This window comes from uncultured Campylobacter sp., assembly GCF_938002845.1.
Lineage (GTDB): Bacteria > Campylobacterota > Campylobacteria > Campylobacterales > Campylobacteraceae > Campylobacter_B.
The window spans coordinates 1-25,079 of the sequence record NZ_CALKZP010000014.1 but is presented as its reverse complement, the minus strand read 5'-3'; the positions used below and the strand labels follow the sequence as shown (position 1 = coordinate 25,079).

The 25,079-nt window shown below is 47.5% G+C and carries 22 protein-coding genes and 1 pseudogene; 7 read left to right on the top strand and 16 right to left on the bottom strand.

All coding sequences use genetic code 11. The annotated features are described in order from the left end of the window. Positions 1–443: 443 nt before the first annotated feature. Entirely contained in the window at positions 444–620 is a 177-nt protein-coding gene (locus Q0224_RS01900) for a hypothetical protein (protein ID WP_297948682.1), read from the top strand. Positions 621–988: 368 nt separating this feature from the next. On the opposite strand, the gene Q0224_RS01895 is transcribed toward Q0224_RS01900, so the two are convergent. The 14 genes and pseudogenes from Q0224_RS01895 to Q0224_RS01830 form a co-directional block, all read right to left on the bottom strand. Beyond that, positions 989–2,569 (bottom strand): subtype B tannase, encoded by a 1,581-nt coding sequence (locus Q0224_RS01895; protein ID WP_297948680.1) that lies wholly within the window; start codon positions 2,567–2,569, stop codon positions 989–991. A gap of 230 nt (positions 2,570–2,799) precedes the next feature. After that, complete coding sequence (locus Q0224_RS01890; protein ID WP_297948678.1) at positions 2,800–3,294, bottom strand: TlpA disulfide reductase family protein; 495 nt, start codon at positions 3,292–3,294, stop codon at positions 2,800–2,802. Then, a complete protein-coding gene (locus Q0224_RS01885) occupies positions 3,291–3,647 on the bottom strand; it encodes a hypothetical protein (protein WP_297948676.1) in 357 nt (118 codons plus the stop codon). Before Q0224_RS01885 ends, Q0224_RS01890 begins: the two co-directional genes overlap by 4 nt. 246 nt (positions 3,648–3,893) lie before the next feature. Next, positions 3,894–4,532 (bottom strand): annotated as a pseudogene (locus Q0224_RS01880) (ABC transporter ATP-binding protein); the annotation flags it as partial. A gap of 1 nt (position 4,533) precedes the next feature. Further along, positions 4,534–5,667 (bottom strand): FtsX-like permease family protein, encoded by a 1,134-nt coding sequence (locus tag Q0224_RS01875; protein WP_297948674.1) that lies wholly within the window; start codon positions 5,665–5,667, stop codon positions 4,534–4,536. Continuing rightward, complete coding sequence (locus Q0224_RS01870) at positions 5,654–6,898, bottom strand: ABC transporter permease (protein ID WP_297948672.1); 1,245 nt, start codon at positions 6,896–6,898, stop codon at positions 5,654–5,656. Before Q0224_RS01870 ends, Q0224_RS01875 begins: the two co-directional genes overlap by 14 nt. Further along, positions 6,898–8,316 carry a Fe-S-containing protein gene (locus Q0224_RS01865; protein WP_297948670.1) on the bottom strand — a complete coding sequence of 473 codons (1,419 nt, stop codon included), beginning with the start codon at positions 8,314–8,316 and terminating at the stop codon, positions 6,898–6,900. Before Q0224_RS01865 ends, Q0224_RS01870 begins: the two co-directional genes overlap by 1 nt. 388 nt (positions 8,317–8,704) lie before the next feature. Beyond that, entirely contained in the window at positions 8,705–9,226 is a 522-nt protein-coding gene (locus Q0224_RS01860; RefSeq protein ID WP_297948668.1) for an iron transporter, read from the bottom strand. A 14-nt stretch (positions 9,227–9,240) separates the two neighbouring features. Continuing rightward, positions 9,241–11,172 carry an FTR1 family protein gene (locus Q0224_RS01855; protein ID WP_297948667.1) on the bottom strand — a complete coding sequence of 644 codons (1,932 nt, stop codon included), beginning with the start codon at positions 11,170–11,172 and terminating at the stop codon, positions 9,241–9,243. Positions 11,173–11,391: 219 nt separating this feature from the next. Further along, positions 11,392–12,495: a c-type cytochrome gene (locus Q0224_RS01850; protein WP_297948666.1), complete on the bottom strand. Its 1,104-nt coding sequence runs from the start codon at positions 12,493–12,495 to the stop codon at positions 11,392–11,394. Positions 12,496–12,497: 2 nt separating this feature from the next. Further along, positions 12,498–13,757 carry a cytochrome bc complex cytochrome b subunit gene (locus Q0224_RS01845; RefSeq protein ID WP_297948665.1) on the bottom strand — a complete coding sequence of 420 codons (1,260 nt, stop codon included), beginning with the start codon at positions 13,755–13,757 and terminating at the stop codon, positions 12,498–12,500. A gap of 9 nt (positions 13,758–13,766) precedes the next feature. Beyond that, on the bottom strand, positions 13,767–14,273 hold the full coding sequence (petA, locus tag Q0224_RS01840) for a ubiquinol-cytochrome c reductase iron-sulfur subunit (protein WP_177387024.1): 507 nt from the start codon (positions 14,271–14,273) through the stop codon (positions 13,767–13,769). Between the two features lie 606 nt (positions 14,274–14,879). Beyond that, entirely contained in the window at positions 14,880–18,287 is a 3,408-nt protein-coding gene (gene ccsA, locus Q0224_RS01835; protein WP_297948663.1) for a cytochrome c biogenesis protein CcsA, read from the bottom strand. Positions 18,288–18,595: 308 nt separating this feature from the next. After that, the gene (locus tag Q0224_RS01830) at positions 18,596–19,087 is read right to left on the bottom strand and encodes a CreA family protein (protein ID WP_297948661.1); all 492 of its coding nucleotides are present in this window, start codon (positions 19,085–19,087) and stop codon (positions 18,596–18,598) included. Between the two features lie 98 nt (positions 19,088–19,185). Between Q0224_RS01830 and Q0224_RS01825 the strand changes: the two genes are divergently transcribed. Genes Q0224_RS01825 through Q0224_RS01800 form a run of 6 tightly spaced genes read left to right on the top strand, consistent with a single transcriptional unit; the run spans position 19,186 to position 23,917 of the window. Further along, positions 19,186–20,556: a phosphomannomutase/phosphoglucomutase gene (locus Q0224_RS01825; protein ID WP_297948659.1), complete on the top strand. Its 1,371-nt coding sequence runs from the start codon at positions 19,186–19,188 to the stop codon at positions 20,554–20,556. Next, positions 20,553–20,798 carry a CmeU family protein gene (cmeU, locus tag Q0224_RS01820; protein WP_297895345.1) on the top strand — a complete coding sequence of 82 codons (246 nt, stop codon included), beginning with the start codon at positions 20,553–20,555 and terminating at the stop codon, positions 20,796–20,798. The genes Q0224_RS01825 and cmeU overlap by 4 nt, the downstream gene beginning before the upstream one ends. Then, positions 20,791–21,804, top strand: a complete 1,014-nt coding sequence (locus Q0224_RS01815; RefSeq protein WP_297948657.1) for an alanine racemase — start codon at positions 20,791–20,793, stop codon at positions 21,802–21,804. The genes cmeU and Q0224_RS01815 overlap by 8 nt, the downstream gene beginning before the upstream one ends. Further along, positions 21,801–22,514 carry a LemA family protein gene (locus Q0224_RS01810; RefSeq protein WP_297948655.1) on the top strand — a complete coding sequence of 238 codons (714 nt, stop codon included), beginning with the start codon at positions 21,801–21,803 and terminating at the stop codon, positions 22,512–22,514. The genes Q0224_RS01815 and Q0224_RS01810 overlap by 4 nt, the downstream gene beginning before the upstream one ends. 15 nt (positions 22,515–22,529) lie before the next feature. Beyond that, on the top strand, positions 22,530–23,123 hold the full coding sequence (locus Q0224_RS01805; protein ID WP_297948653.1) for a hypothetical protein: 594 nt from the start codon (positions 22,530–22,532) through the stop codon (positions 23,121–23,123). Further along, positions 23,120–23,917: a YgcG family protein gene (locus Q0224_RS01800; RefSeq protein ID WP_297948651.1), complete on the top strand. Its 798-nt coding sequence runs from the start codon at positions 23,120–23,122 to the stop codon at positions 23,915–23,917. The genes Q0224_RS01805 and Q0224_RS01800 overlap by 4 nt, the downstream gene beginning before the upstream one ends. Positions 23,918–23,981: 64 nt before the next feature. Here Q0224_RS01800 and Q0224_RS01795 read toward each other — a convergent pair whose 3' ends face one another. Both Q0224_RS01795 and Q0224_RS01790 read right to left on the bottom strand, forming a co-directional pair. Continuing rightward, positions 23,982–24,176, bottom strand: a complete 195-nt coding sequence (locus tag Q0224_RS01795) for a hypothetical protein (RefSeq protein WP_297948649.1) — start codon at positions 24,174–24,176, stop codon at positions 23,982–23,984. Further along, positions 24,173–24,658, bottom strand: coding sequence for a hypothetical protein (locus Q0224_RS01790; protein ID WP_297948648.1), 486 nt, complete (start codon positions 24,656–24,658; stop codon positions 24,173–24,175). The genes Q0224_RS01795 and Q0224_RS01790 overlap by 4 nt, the downstream gene beginning before the upstream one ends. Between the last annotated feature and the right edge of the window lie 421 nt (positions 24,659–25,079).

The following is a 25,079-nucleotide window of genomic DNA, read 5'->3' as shown; positions in this document are numbered from 1 at the left end:
AAAGACGGTTTTTACGAGATCGCAAAAGGCTAGGGCGTTAAATTTTAAAAGCTCTTTTGCGGCGCACCGCGGCAAAAAGCGGCTTGCATTTTGGCGTCATCGCAGGCGGTGCCCGCCGTACGCAAGCTAGAGAGGCGGCGCAAAGACAGCGCGTTTAAATTTAATGCCGAAGCTGCGTTGCCATAGATAGAGCGCTTGCCGCACGCGAGCTAAAGGCAGCGCAATGCTAGCTAGCGTTAAATTTAGCGCCGAGTTGCGCCGCTGCCGCAAAGATACCGGCGCACCAGGTTTGGGAAGCGATCCTGCTGCGCGGGGTGCTGATCTTTAAATAGGCCAAGCTGCGCTCAAAAGCGTCGCTAAATTATGAAATTTATACACACGGCGCAAAGATACAGACCCTAAACGGCGCTTTTTAGTACCGATGGATTATTGAAGCAGGCCTAATGGATAGCAAAAGCGGACTTGGCTCCGCAGGAGATCGCGAAGCGCGCCTTAAATTTAGCCTGCTTGCCGCGCTTGCTTGGGTTTTTCATTCATTTTGGTGGATTTTATCGTCCGCACGCCGATGCGCCTCATACGTGATATTTGCGTGCTCAAAGAGCTGCGATCGGATAGTATAAACGCCGCGAAATTTTATCGCATACTTCGGTCTTTAAATTTAAAATTTAGCTCGCAGAATTTGATTGCGCCGAACTTTAGCGCGGATTGCGCTAAAAGCCCCGGGCTATAAATCGTCGCAACCTATTAAATTTTAATTCACACTCGTTTCGCCGCGATAAAATTCTATGGAATTTTCCCAGTACTAGCTGTAAAATTTCAAATCGTTATGCGTCTTGTGGAGACGCTAAAATTCTGCCGTAATAGAATTTCGCAGCGGAATTTTGCGCCACGCCTGCGTATCTGCTAGAGCAAGCTTTGGGCGATAAAATTTTACGGCAGAGCTGCGGGCAAAATTCTAAATTACAAAGTAAAATTTTGCCCGTAAAGTCTACTGCGCGACTACTTTATCGATCCAGTCAAAAAGCTCCTCAAGATCGTAATCTCCACCGTGTCCTTGCCCCCAAGGCACGGCAAAATCGACGTTCTTGCCCGCATTTTGCAAGCTAAGCGCCAAAATCGCGGGGATCGCAAGCGCCGTATCGCGATCGCTCGCGCCGTGTCGGATGCGGTAATGCTTCGCGCCGTTTTCGTTGCGCACGAGGCTCATCGCATCCATCATCTCTACGATCCGCGCATCTGCGATTAGCACCCCTTTGGCGGGGTCATTCATCGCGCTAAAATCCGTAAAATGCGCCGCGTTAAATTTAGCGCCGCCGAACAGCTCGTTTTCGGGATTTTCAAGCGCAAAGCCGTCGAATGCGGGCGGGGTCTTGGCGCGCGGCTCGGAGGTCGCATAGCCCCAAAAAAGCATATGCGATTGGGGTGCATCATCCTTGATCTTGGCGGCGAGGTATAGGGGCGCCTTCGCGCGCGGATTTTTCGCCGCAAAATTAGCAAACGAGGCCGATACGAGCCCGTTTATGTAATCTTTGAAGCTGCCGTCGCCGTTTTTATCCAAGCTTAGCGTGCGGCCGCCTCCGTCCTTTAAGCTTAGCGAGTTCAGATAGGCGGGGAATTGCGCCTTTAGCTCGTCTGAAATTTTAATCTGCGCCGCGCTTAGCTTCCCGCTTAGCATCTTGCGCGCGGGCTTTGCGGCGCTTTGATTTGCGCCTTTTTTGGAATTTGCTTTTAGATCGCCGCCGCTAGAATTTTCGCCGCGCTCGTTAAATCCCGCTGCATCAAGGCCACTAAAATCCATCTTTTCATATTCGCTCTGTGCGCCGAACATCCACTCATACGCCGCGTCCGCGTGCTTCAGATTTGTGATCGGGCAGTATGCGGACGCCGCGTAAATTTTATCGCTAGCCTTCGCAGCGCCCAGATCGTTCAGATACGGCTCGTACGCAGCCTTGTCCCCGCTCGCGCCCAAAAGCGCCGAGAGCGCTCCGCCCGCGCTCGTGCCGTTTGAGACGATCTTGTTCGCGTCCCCCGGCATCGCCGCGTCGTTAAATTTCAGATACCGCACGGCCGCCTTTAGATCGACGATTGCCGCGGGCGCCTTACCGATATAATCGCCGTTTGCGCCCTTTAACGTACGTCCGCGCGCGGCGGGAGCGGCTACGACGTAACCGCGCGAAAGCGCCGTAGCGATCGCGTTTGGCTTGCCGCTTTCGTCTATTTTGACCTCGCCCGCTTCGCCCGGCATGTAGCCGCCCACGCCGTTTGGCAAAAATATAGGCGCGCTCGCGGCGTCAAATTTGCCGCTCTTGCGCCCCTCAAAATACTGCTGCGGGATGAAGATATTCATGCTCTGATAGTGCGCGCTTACGGGTTTTGCGACGTAGATTATGTTTTTGTAGGCGCGAAATTTTATCTTTTTGCCGCCTACGATCACGCTTTCTTGCGTGAAATTTGCGGCGTTAAATTTCAGATCTACTTGCACGCTCTGCGTCGTCGCGACCTCGGCGTTTAGGCTTAGCGTGCCGCAAAGTATCGCGGCAGCGCCTAAAGCAAGGGATTTCTTACTCATTGAAGTATCCTTTATATTTTAATATTGCCGTTTTTTAGCCCTTTAAGTAGCTTAGTGACAAAGCTAATTTTAGCAAAACTCGGCGAATACTTAAATCCGCTGCGCGCCTAAATTTTGAAATTTAAACGCAAAGGCATCTGCAAGTTGAAAGGAATTTTAAACTCGAAGTGTTATTTTAGTGGGCATTTGCGATCCGCCGCCGTAAATCCGGCTGCATTAAATTCCGCTCGTTAATTCATAAGCTTGAGCTGCGTTTCGAAGGCGGATTTGGGGTAGAGGCCGATGAGTTTTTTGACCGCTCTGCCGTTTTTATCGTAGATCACCGACGTAGGAGTGCCGAAAATGCCGCCTACGATGGTTTCAAAGTATTTCACCGAGCTCGCGCCGCTGACGCTTGGGAATTTTATCCCCTTTTCGCGAGCGACCGCGGCGTCGGCTTCCAGACCTTTACCGTCGCCCAAAACGCCGATAATCAGCGCATCGCCGCTAGCTTGCAGCTCGTTTAGCACAGGCACTTGGGCTTTGCACGCGCCGCAGCCGCTAGTGTAGAAAAACAGCACGAACGGCTTGTCGTTGCCCTCAATCTTTAGTGTGCGCTCGGAGGGGTCGAACTTGGAGGCGAGCGAGGCGCCGTCGCTGCTTAGATGGTGCTTCCATCCGTCGCAGCCTGCGAGCAGTAGCGCGAACACGGCGGCAGCAACTTTTAAATTTAAAAATTTTATCATCTAAAACCCGCCTTCGGGCGCGCTAAATTGGCCTTTAAATTTGCGTTTGAAATTTTAAAATTTACGGCGCGATCTGGGCGGAAATTTATATCGTGACCCGCGCCTAGGCGTATGTTGCGATCCGCGTCGAAATCTGTGCCCGCCGTGGTGTTTCGGCTTTTAAAATTTAGAATTTTAAAATTTTTACCCACTCCGCTAGGCTTCGCAACGGCGCTTGATCTTTCTAGGCAAGCAGCTTCGGCGGGACGTGCGTAGCAAAGAGCCGCACCTGCTCGCGCGAGCCTTAAGCGAACCCGAAAATAGCGCGGGCGGGCGGTGAAATTTTTAAATTTTAACGTAGCTCTATTTTTCATCATACGGGCTAAATTTTACGCATCGGAATTCTGTGCGCCCGAATTTTCGGCATCGGAATTTTGGTTGCTTAAATTTTTAGCGCTTTGATCCTCGCCGCCGGAATTTTGCGAGGCGGGATTTTGCTTGCTCGCAGCTTCGGCGCTAGAGCTTTGCGAAGCGCTTTTGTTTGGATCGCAATCTGAAATTTTATCTTGCGAGCCGAGATTGTGCTTCATCGTGCTTTGATCCAAAAGCTCTATTCGATCGAGCTTGCCGTGTCTTAGGCGCACCACTTTGTCGGCAAATTTACCGAGCTCTTCGTTGTGCGTAACCAAAAGCAGCGTCTTGCCCTCGCTGCGAAGCGTCTGAAAGAGCTGCAAAACCACGCACTCGTTGGCCTCGTCGAGGTTGCCCGTAGGCTCGTCGGCAATGATTATATCGGGGTCATTGATGAGTGCACGCGCGATGCAGACACGCTGCTGCTCGCCGCCGCTAAGCTCGCTAGGGCGGTGCGTGATGCGGTGCGCGAGCCCTACTTTATCAAGTGCCGCCTTGGCGCTGTCCTCGTCCACGCAGCTGTGGTAGTATTGATTTAACATAACGTTTTCGACGGCCGTTAGGTAGGGGATAAGGTGAAACTGCTGAAACACGAGGCCGATCTTTTTACGGCGAAATTCTAAAATTTGCTCGTCGTTTAGCGCGCTCGCGTCGGCTCCGCCCAGGATATATCTGCCCGCGGTGGGGGTGTCCATCAGGCTTAGGATATTTACGAGCGTGCTCTTGCCGCTGCCGCTTGGGCCCATTATGCTGACCCACTCGCCGCTTAAAACGTCGAAGCTGATATTATCGAGAGCTTTAACCTCGCCGAAGTATTTGCAGATGCCTTCAAATTTTAAAATTTCCATGTCATTCCCTTAATAGATTCGCTAAATTCGGATTCAGCGCCTTTTTGATCGGATAGTAGCTTGCCGCGAGCGCAAAAATCAGGCTCAGCACGACCGCCGCAAAGAGGCTAATCAGCCTAAAATCCACGCTGCTTGAAAATATCAGATGCCCCAGTAAGATCGCGAGCAGGTATCCCACGAATACTCCAGCTAGCGAGCCTGCGACGCAGACGGTTAAAATTTCGCTCAGGATTAGGTGGAGCAAATTTTGTTTGCTCGCGCCGATTGCACGGATGAGCGCGAACTCTTTGATCCGCGAAAGCAGGATCGAGCTAAGGCTCGTGTTGATGCAAACCGAGGTGATCAGAAGGATCGTAATGCCGATAAGAAGCATCAAAAGCTTGATTTTATTTAAGATGATGCCTTGGGTCTTGGATACCTTGCCGATCGGCGCGAAGCTCATTTGAGCGTCGCTTAGGCTTTTTGAAATTTCGCTAAGCTGCTTAAAATCGCCGCTTACGATCGCTTCGGCGTAATTTACCTGCGCAGGCTGATTTAAAATTTTTTGCGCCAGCGCCAGCGAGATTAGCAGCATACCGTCCTCTTTCTGCCCGTCATAGACGATGCCTTTTATCTTTACCTTGCTTGTTTCGTTTGAGCCGATCGGCGTGATCTCGATACTGTCGCCGAGCTTCGCGCCCAAAAGTTTGGCGAGATCCTGCCCGATGAGCGCGTTTTTATCGTCGAAATCCACGCCGATAAACGAGCCCTCTTTAAGATCCAAAAACGGCATAGTATCGCGCAGAGAGGAGAAATTCACTCCCATGATGATGCCTGAGTTTACGCCTAAATTTGCGCTGCCGAAAAGATATTTATTCGCGCTTTTTAGAGCTGGAATTTTAGCAAATTTCGCATCGAGCGCCGCTTCGTCCATATGGGAATTTTCTAAATTTGCGGGGCTTACGATTAAATTTGCGCCGTAGCTGTTTAACTCGCTGGCGACCTTTTTATCGATGTCGGCGTAGATATTTACGAACGCCGCGCAAACCGCGCTGCCTAGCATGATCGCGACGAAAATCACGAAGCTGCGAATGCCGCTGTTGATGATACTTTTAAAGATCGCGCCTCTAAAAAATGCGCCGTTATTTCCTACCATAAAGCACCTCCGCAGGCAGTAGCTTGATCACTCCGCGTAGCGGCAAGATCGAGCCGATAATGCAAATAAGAAGTCCAAAGACGATGCTAAGCGGAAAGACCATCAGCGACACGCCGATAAAGGAGCCGAAAATTTGATACGCGATCGCCCAGCTAAGCGCATATCCCACGACTGCACCCACGAGTGAGCTTGCTACGCAGATGACAAAAATTTCGGCGGCGAACTGGATATAGATCATAAAGTTACTTGCTCCCAGCGCCTTAAGCAAGCCGATCTCCTTTTTGCGCTTATAAATTTCGCTGCTTAGCAGGCTTGTGATGCAGATGCTTGAAATCAGCAGCGACAGAATGCTTACGACGCCCATTAAATTTTGAATCTTCTTCGTGATGCCGCTTTGAGCTTCGCTGACGCTAAGCACCGCCTTGGCGCTTGCGTTTGGATACTCCTCGGTGATCTGATATGCGATGGAGCTAACGTATGCTGAGCAGTACCAGGTGTCGTATTCTGTGGCGTCTAGATTATCGAGACTCCTTCTTGCCTTTACGGACAGATCGTCTTCCGGGATCGTCATGGCGCTAACTTCTGCCTTGGCGATGAGACCCTCTTTGTGCATTAGCTTTTGTACCAGAGATAAATTTGCGATCAGCTTTTTGGCTTCATCCTCCGCGCCGTGCAAAATCCCAACAACCTTAACCTCATAATCTCCAAGCTTAACCGTATCGCCGATCTTTAGCCCAAGCCCGTCTCCTGCAAGCACCTCGTCATCGGCACCGTCTTTTACCCACTGTCCCTCTACGCTCCAAAACGGATAGAGCGAGCGCACGCCCGATCTGAAATCAGGCTCGTCGCTAACTCCTACGTCCTTTTCGAAGTATGTCCCCACGACGTCGTAATCTCCCGCGCGGGTAGTTAAAAAGGGCGCAAAGGCGGTGATATTGTTGCGCCAAAAAATTTCTTTGATCTTATGCAGCTCGCTCTCTTTTAAGAAATCGTCATTCTTAAGCGGCGAGTATTCGCGCCCGCCGATCTCAATACTTAGGCTTTGCGAGCGCGGTAGCACGACGATATTCGAGCCGTAGCTACGTAGCTCCTTAGCGACCTGATCGCCAATTTTTAGCGTGATATTTAGCATGCAAGCGATCAGCGAAACCGATAAAAATATCGTCAAAAACGCTAAAATTTTGCTATCCCTGGAGTTTAAAATGGAGGATTTGATGATGCGTAAAAACATTATTTAAGCTCCTTTAGCGTGCCGTTTTCATCTACATAGCGCTCGGGATGCGCGGTAAAGGCGTTTGCATTCGCTTCGCTTTCGAAAAAGTAGGTGCGTCCGTAGTAAAGATAGCTAAATTTAGAGGTGTTTAAAATTTCTTTTCTGCTGACCGGATCGATCACCTTTTTATCCACAATCTCCGAGAAATAGGACGCGCCGTCTTCAATCGTCTTAAGCGCGATGACGATATTTTGCCCCTCTAGCTTATAATCCAGCGGGATCGGATTGCAGCCGCCAAGCTTGCCGACGCTCGGCAAAAAGATACGCACGTTGCAAGCGATGCAGATGAGCTCATCGCCTTTTTTGATATAGCCCATATCGCCGCAGATCGAGCACGCATCAAAAACCGCGACCGGGACAAATTTGTCCGTGAAGCGGTTTAGTAGAAAAAATCTAACCTTATGCCCGTCGTCGGTGACGTAGGCAAAGCGGTGCAGTTTGCCGTCCTTTACGATGTTTGCATCGATTATGAATTCCGCGCCTTGCGGCTCGATAATCTTAGGCTCATCGATCGTAGGCGGTTTTGAGGCGACCAAGATATAATAAAGCCCCAAAAAGCTGATTAAAACCCCAAGCGATAAAATCAGGCTAAAATCTCTAAAAATGGCGAATCTGCCCGCCTTAACCTCTCTAAATTTTATAATGTCCGCTTCGCGAGGCACTCGACTTGGCGCACGAAATACCGTAAGTAGCGCAATTAGCGCGGCTATAAGGCAAAGAGCTAGCGTCAGATAGGAGTTGTTGTAGTGGATGATTTTAGCGATGACGCTTAGAAACTCGGACGAGCCGATCGCGTTTGAAAGCCCTTCAAAACCCTTCGCAGCTAGCGCTTTGGGCGCGTCTGCCTGGCGCAGATCAAGGCCCAAAAAGCCGATTTTGGCGATAAAGGCAAACGCCCACGCGATGACGAATGACGCCAGCTTTGCACCTCTACTCGTACGCGCTAGAGCTGAGCGATAAATAAAATAGAATAAAATGAGCGCCAGCGCACCTAAAACCGCCATGAAGAGGTTGGTTAGGCTGAAGCTGTCCAGTAGCTCGCCGGAGAAAATTTTAAAATTCATCCCTATGAAGCGGTATTCAAATCCATACGCGCAACCAAGAGCAAAAATAACTATAGCGGTAAGATAGAATCGCTTAAACTTAAACGCAAGCAGTAGCGCGAGCAGCGCTAAAAGTGCGAGCGCATCAAACACGATCTTGCCCGTATCGGCGTTTGCCGAGCGCGCAAATGCGCTAAAGCACAGCGCCCCGAATGCAGCTCCCAAAAGCGCGGGCAAAAACGATGCGCTGATAAAGCGCCTGCCGCCCAGATACGCGCTTAAAAACGCGAGCGGAAATAGAGCCAAGCTAACGTGATAAAAAAATATCGTCATTAAAAATCCTCATCGAGTCTAATGCGCGTAAATCGCCTATAATTGCTTAAATTTTAAAATTTTAAAACCTACGCCATTTTGTAAATTTTAAAATTTCAAATCCGCTTGCAAAAAAGTTCGCAACGGCAAGAGCCGCCCGCAAAGAGAAATTTCGCCTCGCTATTGCTTTGGTTTTATTTCGTCCTTGCGGTGCGCTAAATTTTAAAATTTTGCCGCAGTTAAAAAGATTCGTAAGCTTAAACGCATTAAAGCAAAAACGATGCGCTTTGGCTGCGGCGTAATGGCAAATTTAAACGGGCTAAAGTAACCGCCTTAAATTTAAAGCGTACGGCTAAACCCAATACCGCTAGAGCCCCGCCAAAACGGACTCGGCGGAGCCTGCTACGATTTACTCTTTAGGAGCGCCTGTGTATTGGAAGGTGTATTTAACCGAGAACGGCTCCCACCATTTGCCTACGCCGGTCGCTTTGTCTGCGTGGCGACCGAATCCGTTGGCGCTTGGATTTTCGATGTTGTAGGTTAGCTCGTAGTTGCCTACACCATTTACCATCTTGATATTGGCGCCGTAGTGAGGGCCGTCGCTAGCTACCATCGGCATGAAATTTCCTTTTTGGATCTTGCCGGTATCTAGGTTTTTAAGCACGTAAGCGATCTTTAGGTAAGGGATCCACTCGCCCTCGCCAAATCCGTTTGCGTTGCCTTTGATAGCGTGGATATCCGCCTCAAGGTGGATGTCCGCCTTGCTAGGAGCTAGATCGATGCCTTTAGGCTCCATATCGATAGGCTGAAGATAAACTGCCGCGATCTCCATTCCATTTTGCTCAATCGGCTCGCCGATTGGATGTTCTCCTGCCATTGCTATAACAGAGGCTAGGCTTAGCGTCAACATACCTGAAAAAATCTTTTTCATCTTTTCTCTCCTTATTAAGATTTGTTTTTTTGCTTATTTTTTAAGATTAAAATTCCTACGATTAGAAGCACGATCATCACCGCTTGCGGCACGAGGCTCTGGACGTAAGGATAAAATCCGATCCACGTAATCGTAGGAAGCCCGTCTATCACAGTAGGCACGAATACCTTGCCCTCGACTAGCTCCATCACGCCCTTACCCACAAATACGACGGACATATAAAAGATAATGACTGACGTAGCGATGAAAAACGGCTTGATAGCGATTTTAAGCGAGAATTTTTTGATGACGATATAAACTATGATAAGAGCCGCTAGACCCGCTACAAAGCCTGCTGCTACCATGCTGGTAGCTGCCGGACTTTTAGCATCGAAAAGTAGTGCCAAATAAAATAGCACCGTCTCTGCGCCCTCGCGATAAACCGCTAAAAATACCGTCCACCAAAGCATCTTGCTATCGCCAGAGCTTAGGCTGTTTGAAATTTGACCTTGGATATAGGCGCTCCACTTTTTGGAGCTTGCATTCGAAAGAAGCCAAAAGCCCACGTAAAATAGCAGCACCACGGCGATTAACATCACCGCACCCTCCATCACTTCGCGCGTTTGTCCTGCATTTTCGCTACCGAAGATATAATTCAACCCGTAAGCCGTAGCGATACTTAGCACAACCGCGACGCCAAGAGCGCTGTAAACGATATTTAGGTGCTTTGAGTTGCCGGATTTTATAAGTAGAGCGATGACTGCGGCTACGATGATGAGCGCTTCAAATCCTTCACGCAAGATGATGATAAACGCGTATAAGAATAGATCCCAGTTGCTTGATTTTTTCGTTAGCTCTAGGCTTTGGGTAAGCTGATCAAATAACTTATTTTGCGCCGCTACGATCTGCTCTTTGGAAGCGCCCGCGCGCATAAGAGCTGAAATTTTATTAAAGCTTGCTTCGGTGTCTAGCTTAAGCTGAGTATTTTTAGCACCGACGATATTTTCCATACCACTCTCTTCGTATTCATCAAAGTAGATATTACCGCTCTCGTCGATCGCGTCATCAACCTTTCCGCTCTCATAAAGCGCCAAAACCTTAGCCATTTTGTCTTTGATATTTTGCACAATCGGCGTAAAATCCTTGCCTTCATCCTCGCTAGTATCGCTTTGAGCTAACGCAGTCTGTGGCGCTATGGAGTAGCTTTCTTGCGGCAAATCATTTACGGCTTTTAATGCTAGATTATCTAGGGCGTTTATCGCTTCGTCAAATTTTGATTTGTCTGTATCCGCATCCTCGCGCAAGAGATTTCCGATAATTTGCTGGATTGATTGATCGGTCTGAGATGAGACATATTTTCGCACTGCCTCTTCTAGGCGTTCGTTGCGGTAGATATCAAATTTAGCGCGATTTAGCGCAACCTTTAACGCAGCAGCGTCTTTTTTATCAAACGCAACTTTAGCGTTATCCAGCTCAGTTTTAAATTCCGTATAGACGCTCATCCAAGGCGAAGTTGTACCGGATGCTGCGGAATTCCCATCTGAGGCTGGCGCAGAAGTGCTGCCATCGCCTCCGTCTTGATACTCGGCTACGAGACGATGACCAGATTCAATCACAGGCAGAACCTCGTCAATCTCGCGATTTAGATTATCGATCATAGCTTGGATCTCATTTAGAGGCTTTTCGGCTTTGATCGCTTTACGGATATCGCCGAATTGCTTCTCCATATCGTAGGATTTTTTCTGTCCCAAATTTATGCGAATGCCGGCTTCTAGATTTTCAAAATGTCCAAAATACGCCTCTTGAGTTATCTTTCTAGCCTCAGAATTATTACCATCGACATAAAGCTTGATCGCTTGAGCAAATTTCTCTTTTATCGTCGCTGCTTCGGCGCGATAATCCGTATCCGCAAAAAGCATAGCAAGCGGAAAAATTAGAGCTAAAACCGCAAATTTAAAAAATTTCATCTGAACCTTCTTGAGTTAAATTCATACATTAAATTTCAAAATCGAGTGGCAATTATATGTAGAAAAATCTTAAAAAGTAATAAAAAAAGCGGTTATCATAAAGCACGAAAGCGGCTAAATTCTCAATTGCAAGAGCTTTTTGATAGATAGAATTTAATAGAATTTAGGATATGGCGGAATTTTAAAAGGCAGTCGGATTTTACTCCGACTGCTAAAATTTTAATGAAGTTTCGACCAAATTTTGCTTTTCCAAAGACCTGCAAAAACAGAAAGGATCAAGAAATAAATCATAATATTTATGGTCGTAGCTTCACGCTGCGATTTTTTGCTATCGCCTACATCAGCTAGATACTCCACGACCTTGGCTTCAGCGTTTTCGTTCAAGCCTACGCGCGGCATCGAAGTGCCTGGAAGCTTCTTTTGCGTATCATTGATAAACTCGTGTAGATAGTTGGCGCCCTTAGAACGGATCATCATCGAAAGATCAGGAGGCGTCGAGCCCATATACGCAGCCAAGCTAGCCTTATCGCTGGATGCAAAGAGCTTATCATATTTGACGTCGTGGCATCTTAGACAAGCATCCTCAAAAACCGCCTTACTTAAAAGGAATTTTTTCTGCGCTTCGTCTAGTTCGGTGCCTTGTTTGATGCCGCTAGCAGCAGCCTCAGAGGCGATTAGCTTATCCTCGCTAGGAGCGAGCGACTTTAGATAGGCTACGATATCGGCGATCTCTTGATTTAGATCACCGCCTATACCGAAAAATCCAGGCATCGGAAAAGGTTTTTCGTCGCCAAATTTCTGATCTAGCTTAAGAGCCATGATCGGATCTTTGATGAGTGCAGCTAAGAATTTATCAGTGTATAGATAGCCTGCGCTACTAAGATCCGGAGGATTGACGCCGTATGCGGCACTAGCGCTTGCCGCGTCCATAGGAGCGGGGATATTTGCACTTTTTACTCCATGACATGCGGTGCAGCCTGCATTTGTAAAGGTCTCGGCGCCGCGCACGGCATCGCCTTTGCTAAGATCGATTTTATTTATCTCATTCCAAAAAAGCACCGTTTTGTCTTGTTGCTCTTTCGCGCTGGCTAGGGCTTTTTTAGAATTTTTTATCATCGTCTCATCCCCGCCTTTTTCAGCTGCGGCCAAAGCGCTTTCTGCTGCGGCTACGTTATGCGCGGCTAAAGCCGTATCGCCTGCTGCAAAGTCATAATTTACCGGATCGGTGTGCGGACTGAGCTTAGTATGAGCATAAGGCTCGATAAACCAGTATAAAATTCCCACACAAAAAAGCACTAAGATTAGGGTTCTTATCTCTTTCATGGCTAGACCCTCTTTCTTTCTGCAATTGTAATTAGCGGAAGCACTACGACGAGCAATCCGATATATATGATCGATAAAGCAAAGCCCCAGTATTTATTTTCGATACCAAGCTCCGCGCCGTCTGCAGGGAGCTTGCCGAAAAGGCTAAGCAGGATCATGTCGATTACCAAAACCCAAAACCAAATGAAAAACGCTTTGTTTTTGTGTGCGGGCGCTACTACGTTGCTGCGATCAAATAGCGGTATAAAAAATAGCGAAACTCCAGCGAATGCAAATGCGATAAGCCCGATGTCGGCAGCCTTAAGCGGCCCTACGTCGAAGTAAAATCCGCGCAAAATTTCATACTCCCAAAGGAAGTACCATTCCGGATAGATATGCGTTGGGGTTTTGAGGCTGTTTGCAGGCTCGAAATTTATCGGATCCATCGCAAAATCGAAGTGAAAGCCCACTAGATAAAAGAAAAATATCATAAAGATACTGACGTAGAAAAAATCTTTCGCCAAAAAGCCGGGCCAAAACGGAATTACCTTGCTTTCGCTAGTTTTTCCTTGCAGATACTTCTCGCCTTCGAGCTCAAAGTCAATCTCCTCGCCGTCTAGGTTATTTACATGCGGAAATCTAAGCGAATAAAAATGCACTGCCAGCACCGCAACCACCACTAGAGGCAGCAAACAGACATGAAGCATAAAAAATCGCGTCAGCGTCGGATCGCTTACGGCGTAATCGCCGCGAATCCACTCTACTATCGCGTCGCCAACTACTGGAATTCCACCAAAAAGATTAGTAATAACCATCGCTGCCCAGTAGCTCATCTGCCCCCATGGAAGCATATAGCCGCTGAAAGCCTCAGCCGAAAAAATAATGAAAAGCAGCATTCCGCTTACCCAAATCATCTCTCGTCCTTGCTTATACGAGCGGTAATAAATAGCTACTAAAGTATGAATGTATAAGATCAAAAATACGACCGATGCCGATACTGCGTGGATATGTCGCCATAGCCAGCCGTATTCGACCTCTTTCATAATCGTGAAATTTACGCTATCAAATGCCAAATTGACATCTGGCTTATAATACATCACGAGCATCAGTCCACTTATGAACAAAACTATAAATAGCGTCATCAAAATAACGCCCATCGCCCAAAGGAAGCTGATATTTTTAGGAATCCAATACTCGCTTACCATCACCTTGAAAAATTTCGTTACGGCGAGCCTTTGGTCGAACCAATCCCAAACTCCCGTAGCTTTTCTTATATGTGCCATCTGCGCCTCCTATGCTTTCTGCTTTAGGGCTTGGTATTCGGGGCCCTCTTCGCCTAAAACGAGTTTCGTTCCGTCGATTTTAAAGGGCGGTATATCCATAGGACGCGGCGGCGGACCGAACACATTTACGCCGTTAGCATCGAAAATCCCACCGTGACATGCACAGATGAATTGTTGCGTCGATGGCTTGTAGCTAGGAATACAGCCTAAATGCGTACAAAGCCCGATGCAAAGCGTATATCTAGCATCCCCTACGACGACATCGCGGGCATCGTTTTTAGGCATATCGGCGGTCTTTTTAAGCACGAAAATCGGCTTTTTGCGCCACTGCGTTTGATAAAGCTCGCCCTCTTTGATCGGACTTAAATCTACCGTAGTGACGCCGGCGGCGCGCACGCTAGGTAGCGGATCCCACGATTTCTTCATCCCCACGAGTGCGAAAACGCCACCCACAGCGGCAACTGCGCCGAAAGTAAGCCCGATAAAGCCTCGTCTATCCTGTTTTAGATCAGACATCTTTATCCTTTCAAATTAAGAAATTGACAAGCGTCAATTTTAGCCAAATAAAGATTAAATCAATATGATTATAAGCAGAAATTTAGCTTAATCTTGCAAGCTAAATTATATTTTAAGATAATTTTAATGCCTGGCGAGGCGTTTTCGCAGTTTAAAATTTTATAAATTTTCAAATTCTGTCATGTTCTATCATGGCGCGGAATTTAAAATTTTAAAATTTCACTGTTCGGTTATGGCAGCGGCGGGGCGAATTTTGCACTAGCGCGCTAGCTGAAATTTTAAAATTCTAAATTACGTCGCGCTTCCGTCGTATGAAAAAATTCCACTAGAAGTAAAATTTAAAACATTAAAATCCCATAGCGGTGCAAATTCCAAATCATTAAAATTTTACGACGTCTTAAAATCTCAAGCATCAAAAATTCTGTCGCGATGCAAAATTTTAAAATTTAGCGTAATCGCGAGCCGTAAAATTCTATAAAATTCTGCGGGATCCTAAAGCCTAGCCAAAATTTAAAGATAAATTTCATAAATCCATAAAGCCTCGGCAAGCTGCGAAATCCGGGCGAAATTTCAAAATTATTATTCTAAAATTTGAGCCCCACCTATCTAAAGTCTAGCCGATTTGCCCGAGCGGAAATACGCCGCGATCGCAAGAGCCACCATCGAAGCGACCATCGCGTACGCCCAGCCCGGCACCGGAATACGCTCGCCGCTAGCGTAGGAGTGCATGCCGCTTAGATAGAAATTTACACCAAAATAGGTCATTATGACGCTAAAATACGCAAACATCGAGGCTACGGCAAAGGCGAACTGATTATTGAGCTTAGGCATAAACCTAAAATGTACGACTACCGCGTAGATAAAAATCGTAATGAGCGCCCAGGTCTCCTTTGGATCCCAGCCCCAGTAGCGCCCCCAGCTTTCATTCGCCCACACGCCGCCTAGGAAGTTGCCTACCGTCAGTAAGCAAAGACCTAGGATCATCGACATTTCGTTGATATGCGTGGCTTCTGCGATATTGCGCGCGATCTCGGGGTTTTTCTTATCGAACAGAAACATCACGAGGGTAAAAATTCCAAGCAGCATGCAAAGGCCTAAAAATCCGTAGCTCGCGGTGATTACCGAGACGTGGATCGTAAGCCAGTATGATTTTAAGACCGGCTGGAGATTGGTGATTTGCGGATCGATGTCGCTAAGATGCGCCACCATCAGCGTGATGCCCGCCATTATCGAGGTAAGCGCCAGCGAGATGGCGGATTTTTTAGAAAAGAATATTCCGCTTAGAGACAGCGCCCACGCGATATAGATGAGCGATTCGTAGGAGTTGCTCCACGGCGCGTGCCCCGAAACATAGCCTCGTAGCGCAAGACCTGCAGTATGCGCGATAAAAGCGACGATATTTACGACATAAACGAGCTTAAATGCGCCGCCTAAGCGAAGAGCGGGCTTCATCATTCGCAAAAAGATAAAGACCAGAAGCAAAAATCCCGAGATAGTGTAAATCGGAAAGAGGCGAGAAAAAATTTTAGCCTTATTAAATAAAATTTCATATTTTATCGCGCTCTCGCTAGGCATTAGGTTTGCGCCGTTTTGCGCTTGGTATTTTTTGACGTAGCTTAGCATCTTTTCTGCGCCGCTCCAATCCCCGCTTTCTTGGGCATAGACCACGGACGAAACGAATATTCCCATCATCTTTTTAACTTCAGTTGATTCGTTTTGATCCAGCGCATCGCCTAGATATAGCGGTGAAAGCCACTCGTTATTTTTAGCGTTCTTAACCGGAATAATTCTAAAATAATCCCCCATAAACGCCGAGTAAAAGACGTTTACGCGCTCATTTACCTTGATGATCTCTTTATCTAGCACGCCACGATTGCCCAAAGGCTTGCGGTTGATCTCCTCGACCATTTTATCGAGCTTGTAGTAGCTCTCGCCGCCTTTAAATTCAAAAAAATCCATCATGCTGGCGTGGCTTTGCTTCTCATCCATACCTAGAATTTTCTTAAGCTCCGGCTCGCTAACCTTGATAATCGGCGCACGCCTCCAGTAGCTTTGATTTAGCATAAACGAAAGCGCAGCGGCGTTATGGTTTAAAATTTCACCATTTGGTGCCTTATAGTCGTCGGCACGGTAAATTTTATTTAAAAGCTCCCTAGAAACAGTATCAAAAGGCTCCATTCGCCCATCAAATCCCTGAATTACGAGGCTTGCTAAATCCTCACTAAATTTAGGATCAAATTTCGGCACGGCTAGCTCGCCTCCCATAGTAGAAAAATTATGCGGCGGGACGGAGTCTTGCTCCGCTGCAGATTCTTGCGGAGTGGAGCTTTGTTTGGAATTTTCAGCGGCGGAATTCTGCGCGGAATTTTGCACGCTAGCCGAGCTTTGCGGCGCTGAATTTTCTGCGGCTGCATTTGAGGCGGAATTTTGCGAAGTAGAATTTTGTGCCGTGGAGTTTTGTTCGGCATTTGATGCGCTAGGATACAATGCGGCCAAACTCAAAGCCAACGCGCCTACTAATGCCAATGCCGCGCCTTTAGTACCGCGTCGCGATTTTTTGGCGCGTTTTGATATGGAGCTTTCTGCGGAGCTTGCGGGCACCGAGCTAGACGCGGAATTTTTAGAATTTACATCTTTTTCTCGAGCAAGATGCGTATTTTCGCTGATTAGGCGCGAGAGCTTGAAAAAGCGCGAGCCCCGATTAAAAAAGTTAAAAAACATCCCCACGCAAAGCAAAAAATAACCGATGTAAGTTGGAACTTTGCCGGGGTCTTTATTGACCGAAAGCACGGTGCCGCGCTCATCCGTGTCGTATGAGCTTTGGAAAAATCGGTATCCGCCGTAATCGAGCACGTGATTCATAAAAATATCATAATCAAAGCTCGAATTGCCGTCTTTTAACGTGATTTCGCTTTTATATCCGGAGGGCGAATTGGTGCCTGGATAGCGATCCATCACAAAGTCGCGAAGCGCGATTTTAAAAGGCAGATGAAGCATCTTTGGCGCCAAGGCTACGATGAAATTCTTATCACCCACCTTGTAGCTAGCGCCATGCGAATCCCTAGGCACGTAGATTTCGCGACTCTGCCCCGCAAAGCTTAGCGTAGCTACTACGCCGGGCTCACCCGGTAAATTCGCATCGACTGGGACAAATTTCTCGACCGCGGAGCTAAGCAGACTAACAGGGGCGAAATTTATCCCGTCGAAGCTGTAAAGCAAGAGATTGCCTAGAGGATTATCCTCGTTTCTCTTAAGCGGCGCAGTGCTCATATCAGCCATTTTAGTGGCGTTTATATCAAGACTTGAGTTTAGATAGAATTTGCCATCTTTGGATTTTATGTAGATGAAATTCTTACTTTTAGGCTCTGCGTTAAAAGTGATACTAAGCTCGCCTATATCCATGCTTTCGCCTGATTGCAAGGAGACATTTTGGCTGCCAACGTTGTTGGAAAATAATAGCTCCACGCGCGCAGGAGCCTGTCCGGTCGGATCTTGCACCCATTTTAGCTCGCCATGTTCTACAAGCTCTTTAAATTTTAAATTTGCGATCCTGCCCTCTACGTCTAGATTGAGATCGAAGTTCATCCGTCCTGCGCCGTTTAAAAATTTGCTCTCATCGGCGGAGATAAACTCGCCATCGCTGCCTAAAGTAAGGAGCTGAACGACCTCGTCTTTGGTCGTTACGATCGAGCTTTCGCCGCCCTCTCTTATATGGATATTGCCCTCAAAGCCGAAATATCTCGTCAAAATTGCTCCAACAAGCATAAACAAAAAGCTCGCGTGAAAGATTAGCGCAGGCAGCGTGCGAAGCTTAATCATGCGGTAGCGATAGATATTGTAGGTTAAATTTATTCCCAAAAGCACCATCAGCGCGCCAAACCACGCAGTAGAATAAACCATCGCCCAAGCTACTTCCGTGCCGTAAGCGGTCTCTACGAAAGTGGCGATCGCACAGGCTAGCGCCAAAATCAGTAGCATCACTGACGCGCACTCCATACTAAAAAATGTCTTCATTGATTTCCTTTAGATTTACGAGGGTTTTCAAAATCGCGAGATTTTAGCAAAAATTGCTTAATTTTTCATTTTACGGCTTGCAAGCGCACGCCTGCTAGCGTAGCGCGAATATGCGTTAAGATGCTCTGATAAAGCGGTAAAATTCTCATCTTAGGCATTCGCGCAGAAATTTAACGGCTCGGATAAAATTTTATAAAATGCTGTGAAATTTAGCGAATTCTATTAAATTTCGTGCGTCATCTCATCGCGTAATTTCTAATTTAGAATTCCGCTGCGATAAAATTCTATCTTTGCGAAATTACTTCTTATTATTTTTTGCCTTGGGTATATGCGAGCTCGCACACGTCGCCCACGGCTTGATGGCACGGGATTGCCGAGATCGAGTTATTGGGCGAGCCGTCAATCACTTTGTCTGAATAAACCAAATAGATTAGCGAGCCCTGCACCGCGTCGTAAAGCCTAACTACGTGGGTCTTTTTGAAAATTAACGAGCTGCGTTTTTCAAAAATATCCTCTTTTTTCAGCTCCTCTTTGATGATGATTTTAGGCGCTGTCTGCACGCACGAAACAGAAGCTTCGGAGCGATCCTCCTCCACGCCGATGATCTCTTTGGCACCGCCTTTTTTGGCGTAAGAGACGTAGCAGGTCACGCCGTCGATCTTAGGATCTTTAACCGCGATAACTTCGATGCGATCGTCTTTGCCAAAAATTCTAAACGAAGTATTTACGCTACCTACGAGCTCGTAATCGCCCGCGCAAGCAAAAGCCGCTAAAATCGCTGCTAGAATAAATTTTTTCATAATAATCCTTTGGAATTTTAGCGGCGATTTTATCATTTATAATATAAATATTAAGCAAGTTTTTATAAAATACCGCGATTTAAATTTAAAGGAATTTTATGATCGAAGATATCTTTAGAGAATACGATATTCGCGGCATCGTGGGCGAGGAGCTAAACGAGCGCAGCGTAAAGGCGATCGGCTTCGCGCTTGGCAAACATATCGCAAATCTCGGGCTTGAGCGCGTTAGCGTGGGATACGACGCCCGTCTTAGCGCGGATGAGCTTTTCGGCTATTTCGTAAGCGGGCTAAATTTCGCCGGGTTGCGGGTTTATAATATCGGCTTGCTACCGACGCCGGTGGGCTATTTTAGCGTATTTACGCATAAATTTAACGCAAACGTAATGATCACCGGCTCGCACAACCCCAAAAATTACAACGGCTTTAAGATAACGATCGGCACGGATAGCTTCTTTGGCGCGGATTTGAAACGTCTGGGCGCGCAGGTGCGAGAGCTGATGAGTTCAAATTTTAAAATTCCAACCGATACAAGCACCCAGAGGTACGACATCTTAAGCGAGTATCTAGCATATTTTGAGAAGGAATTTGCAGCGCTTAAAGGCTTTGCCGCGCCTTTTATCATTGACTGCGCAAACGGAGCCGCAGGCGTTACCGCTACTAAAATCATCGAAAGGCTGGATCTAAACGCTAAAGTTTTGTTCCCGCAGCCAGACGGCAACTTTCCAAACCACCACCCAGACCCAAGCGAGGAGAAAAATTTAGCGGATCTTAAAGTCGCGATGAAGCAAGACGGCGTGGCTTTGGGCTTCGGCTTTGACGGAGATGCCGATAGGATCGCCGTGCTAACTCCGCGCCGCAATATCAAAGGCGACGAGCTAGCCTGCCTACTGGCTCTAAACATGCACCGCCCGCGCATCCTAGGCGAGGTCAAATGCTCGCAGGCGATGTACGATACCATCGATAAGATCGGCAAAAGCTTCATGGGCAAGACCGGCCACAGCAATATCAAAAAGGCGATGAAGGAGCTCGGTATTGATCTTGCCGCGGAGGTTAGCGGGCATATTTATTTTAAAGAGCGATATTTTGGCTTTGATGACGGCGTATATGCGATGATGCGCGTGCTTGAGCTCGTAGCTAAAGGATATGATTTAGACGCCGAACTAGACAAGCTACCGCGAGTTTTTAGCACCGACGAGATAAAATTTAATACGAGTGAGGAGGCGAAATTTAAGATCATCGAAGCTCTTAAAGCTCAAATCCACGCAGGTATCGCGGAGCTGCCACCCATCCGCGATATTATCGAGATCGACGGCATCAGAGTACGATTTGATGACGGCTGGGCGCTCGTACGGGCAAGCAACACCACGCCCGTGATCGTAACTCGCTTCGAGGCCTCTAGTCCCGAGTTTCGCGACGAAATGCAGCGCGTATTTTTAGGTAAACTAGAAAATTTAAAGGACCAGAGATGAACGAATCTGAAAAGCAAGAGGTTGAGAAAAATATAAAAGAGCTTTTGGCTGCGAGAGCGGAATTTTTTAAATTCTTAGATGAGCGTGTTCCTAAGATCGCGGGTACCGACGTGTTTGATTTCGAGCGCGCAGGCGCGGCTAGCCTGAAGGAAGTTTACGCGAAATTCTACGGCTACGATTACGCCGCGCGCAAGCTGCTGCCATATTTATACCGCACTTACGGACTAGACTTCGATGTCTGAGATCATCTTAGATCGCGCCGCTTATGTGCACAATCTAGCGCAAATCGCCGCCAAAGTAGGTGGAGCGGAGCGAGTATTTTTGGTAGCCAAGGATAATTCATACGGTCATGGCTGCAGGCTTTGCTGCGAGGAAGCGGCAAAGCTAGGCTTCGTACGCGTCGTAACGCGAAGTGCTGCGGAAGCTGCGCAGATCGCGGATCTATTCGGCGAAATTTTAGTGCTCTCGCACATTCCGCGCGGGGACGAGGATGAGCGGTTTTGCTACGCAATCAACGATATGAGCTACTTCTCGCGTCTTAAACGAGGGCTTAAAATTTATATCGCTGCAGATACCGCAATGCATAGAAACGGCATCAGTGCGAGCGAGTTAGATGAGGCGCTTAGGCTATGCAAGCAGGGCGGATTTAAGCTTCACGGCTTTTTCACGCACTTTCGCACAAGCGACGAGCTAAGTGGAGATTTTTTCGCACAAAGGCAAAATTTCATAGAATTTAAGCGTCTCGCGAGGCAAAAAGCCGCCGCCGCGGGCTTTGAAAATTTAAAATTTCATTCGAGCAACTCCGCAGCTATCGAGCGAAGTGCAGGCTTTGAGGACGAATACGTACGCGTGGGTATGGCGCAGTTCGGCTATCCGCAATTTGACGAGAGCCTAAATTTACGCCCTGTGCTAAAGCTCTATGCCGATCTAATCAGCTCGCGCGTGCTAAAAAAAGGCGAGCGCGTGGGCTACGGCGCGAAATTTGAAGCGCCACGCGATATGAGGATCGGAACATACGATTTAGGTTATGCCGATGGGCTATTTCGCTACGACGGCGAGGGCAAGCTAGCGCTTGCAAGCGGGCAAAAAATGCTCGGAAAAATGTCGATGGATAGCTTCTGCGCAGAATTCAGCGGCGAGCGCATCTGCGTGCTGGACGATGCGCGGATTTGGGCTAAGCGCTTCGGCACGATCGAATATGAAATTTTAGTCAAATTAAATTCCAACATCCCAAGGAGATTTCAATGAAAGAGCTGCAAGGAGAAAATAACGAGCGTATAGGTTACGACGATAAAGGCTTATCTGCGCGAGGCGGGAGCTTTGGCGGAGGAGAGTATCCGCATCAAAAAGGAGGGCTTCATATCTTAATCAAAGCTCTAATCGTCTTAGTGATTGCGGTGATTGCGTTTGCGATATTTGCAGTGCCTGTTTACAATAAACTCGTAAGCAAAGATGAAGAAGTTAAGGCTGCGTGGAGCCAGGTACAAAATCAATATCAGCGCCGCGCCGATTTGATTCCAAATTTCGTAGAAACCGTCAAGGGCTACGCAAGCCATGAAAAAGATACCTTAGAAGGCGTCATAAATGCCCGCGCTAAGGCAACCGCTGTCAATATCAATGCAGAAAGTTTAGCGCAAGATCCGGAGGCGTTTGCGAAATTTAACGGCGCTCAAGGCGAGCTTAGTTCAGCCCTATCGCGCTTGATGCTGGTAGTCGAGCGCTATCCGGATCTCAAGGCAAATCAGAATTTCGCCGACTTGCAAAATCAGCTCGAAGGCACGGAAAACCGCATCGCCGTAGCGCGCAAGGACTACATCGCCTCGGTGCAGGAATACAACAAGCTAATTAGGACCTTTCCTACAAACATCATCGCGCGCATAGTAGGACTAGGCGGCGCCAAACCTAGCTTTAGCGCTGATAGCTCAAGCCAAAAAGCCCCTAGCGTCTCGTTTAAATAACGCTAAAGGCGGCAAATGCTAAGCGAGCAGTGCAAGCAAAAAATCCACGAGCTAATCACGAAAGCCGAAGCCGCAAGCGGTGCGCAGATCGTCTGCGTGGTCGCGCGCGAAGCAAGCGAGGACTGCGAAGCTAGCTATAGCGCGGCGGCAGTGACGGCGTTTGCGATCGGCATCGTTCTGTGCTTCGTGCCGCAAATAAGCAAAGCTGAGCTACTGCAAATCGTAGCACTTAGCTTCATTGCGATTAAAGCTCTGCTAGCTAAATGCCCCACGCTTTTAACTCTAATCACGCTTAAATATCGCAGACTTCGGCTCTCGGGCGAGTTTGCGATGCAAAAATTTTACGAGCGTTATGGCAGCGTAAAAGAAGCAATAATGTTTTGCGTCTGCGTCCGCGAGCGCTGCGCTCATATCATCTGCGGCGCGCAAGCGGCGGAGTTTATCTCTAAGGGTGAGTTTGAACGTATCACGACAGAATTTAACCCCAGCACGCAAGGCCTTGAGCCTGCTGTTTTAAAGGCGATGGACGCGCTGTGCAAGCTAGCCATGCAAGTGCCTAAAGATAGCGAAAACAACGAGATAGAAGAGACCTTGGTGGAGCTGCAATGAGAGTGGCTTGGAGATTTGCTTTTGCCATAATGGCGCTATTTGCAATAAGCGTCGCCGCACCTAGCGAGTATCTGGCCCATCCAAACGGCACCGCTGTAATCGATGAGGCTGGCATTTTACGCCCAGCCGCGAGAGAGAGTCTGAATGAAATTTTAATGACTTTCGATAAAAATTCCACAAACCAGATCATGTTCATAAGCCTAAAATCGCTCGGCGGCTACTCTATCGAGGAAATCGGCGTAGAGCAGGCGCGCGCTCTTGGTATCGGGCAAAAAGGGCGCGACAACGGCGTACTGCTGCTCGTCGCTCCGCACGAGCATAAAGTGCGTATCGAGGTCGGATACGGGCTAGAGGGCGTGCTAACCGATATGCGCGCCAAACGCATCATCAGCAATAAAATTCTGCCCTATTTTAGGCAGGGAGATTACGAAAGTGGCGTCATTAGCGGGATTTCGGCGATCATCAGCACGATCGAAGGCGGCGATATAAAATTTGATCCCCTTAACGCCAACGCGCAGCAGGATCCGAGCAACAAGGACTTTGCGATCTTTATGGTACTTTTTGCAGTCTTGCTTTTTGCGATACTAAGCCGCCGCGTGACGCGTCGCAGAAGAAGTGACGAGGATATAATCTCGAGCGCGGACATCATAAGCGAAATCGCGCGCTCATCGCGCATTAGAGGCGGCTCATCCGGGGATTTTGGCAAATTTGGAGGAAGTGGAGGTTTTAGCGGAGGCGGCTTCAGTGGAGGCGGCGGAAGTTTCGGCGGAGGCGGTGCTAGCGGAAGCTGGTAGTTACGGAATTTTATCAAAATTCTAAATCGTAGAATTTTATCTAAATTTTAAAATTTTAGAATTTCTAAATTCGGCTACTTACGTAGAAAAATAGCACGAACGGCTTGTCGTTACCCTCGATCTTTAGCGTGCGCTCGGAGGGGTCGAACTTGGAGGCGAGCGAGGTGCCGTCAGTGCTTAGATGGTGTTTCCATCCGTCGCATCCCGCTAGCAATAGTGCGAATATAGTGGCAGCAACTTTTAAATTTAAAAATTTCATAATCTAAAATCCGTCCTTAAATCTGCTTTTAAAACTGCTAAATTCGTTTTTAAATTTGCGTTTGAAATTTTAAAATTCACGGCGCGATCCCTATTGGAATTTATATCATAATCTGCGTTAGAAATTATGTCGCGATCTGCACTAGGGCGTATGTCGTAGTAAGTCATACTTTGGTTTATGCCGTGACCCTTGACGAGATTTATGTCGTAATCCGCGCTAAAATCTATGTAGCGTCCTGCCTCGCAATTCGTACTCGTAGCGTTTTGGTTTTTAAAATTTAGGCTTTTAAAATTTTGACTTTTTAAATTTTTACCCACTCCGCTCGGCGTCGCATCGGCGCTTGATCTTTCTAGGCAAGCAGCTTCGGCGGGACGTACGTAGCAAAGAGTTGCACCTGCTCGCGCGAGCTTTGTGCGGATCCAAAAAGAGCGCGCGGCGTAGGCGGTGAAATTTTTAAATTTTAACGTAGCTTTATTTTTCATCATGCGAGCTAAATTTTATGCGCCGGAATTCTGCACACCCGAATTTTTGATATCGGAATTTTTGCTATTAGAATTTTCGGCATTCTAATCTTCGCTGCCAGAATTTTGCGAGGCGGAATTTCTAAAATTATATTTTTTTGATATTGGAATTTTCTGTAGCCGAAGCATTTGCGCCCGCATTTTTGCCATTAGAATTTTCGCCAATTAAATTTATTTTTTGGAGAATTTTAAATCCAAATTACGCGCCCTATTATTTCATCACGTCATCACGAGTTATTTACGTAAAATTTCACCTATTAAAAATTTGGACGCAAAATTCCACCTGCGAAATCTCGATAAAATTTTGCCATTAAATTGCGAAACGAAATTCTACCTCGCGATTCCGCCGCTATTTCTTAGCGATTTTATAGTAACCGTCCTC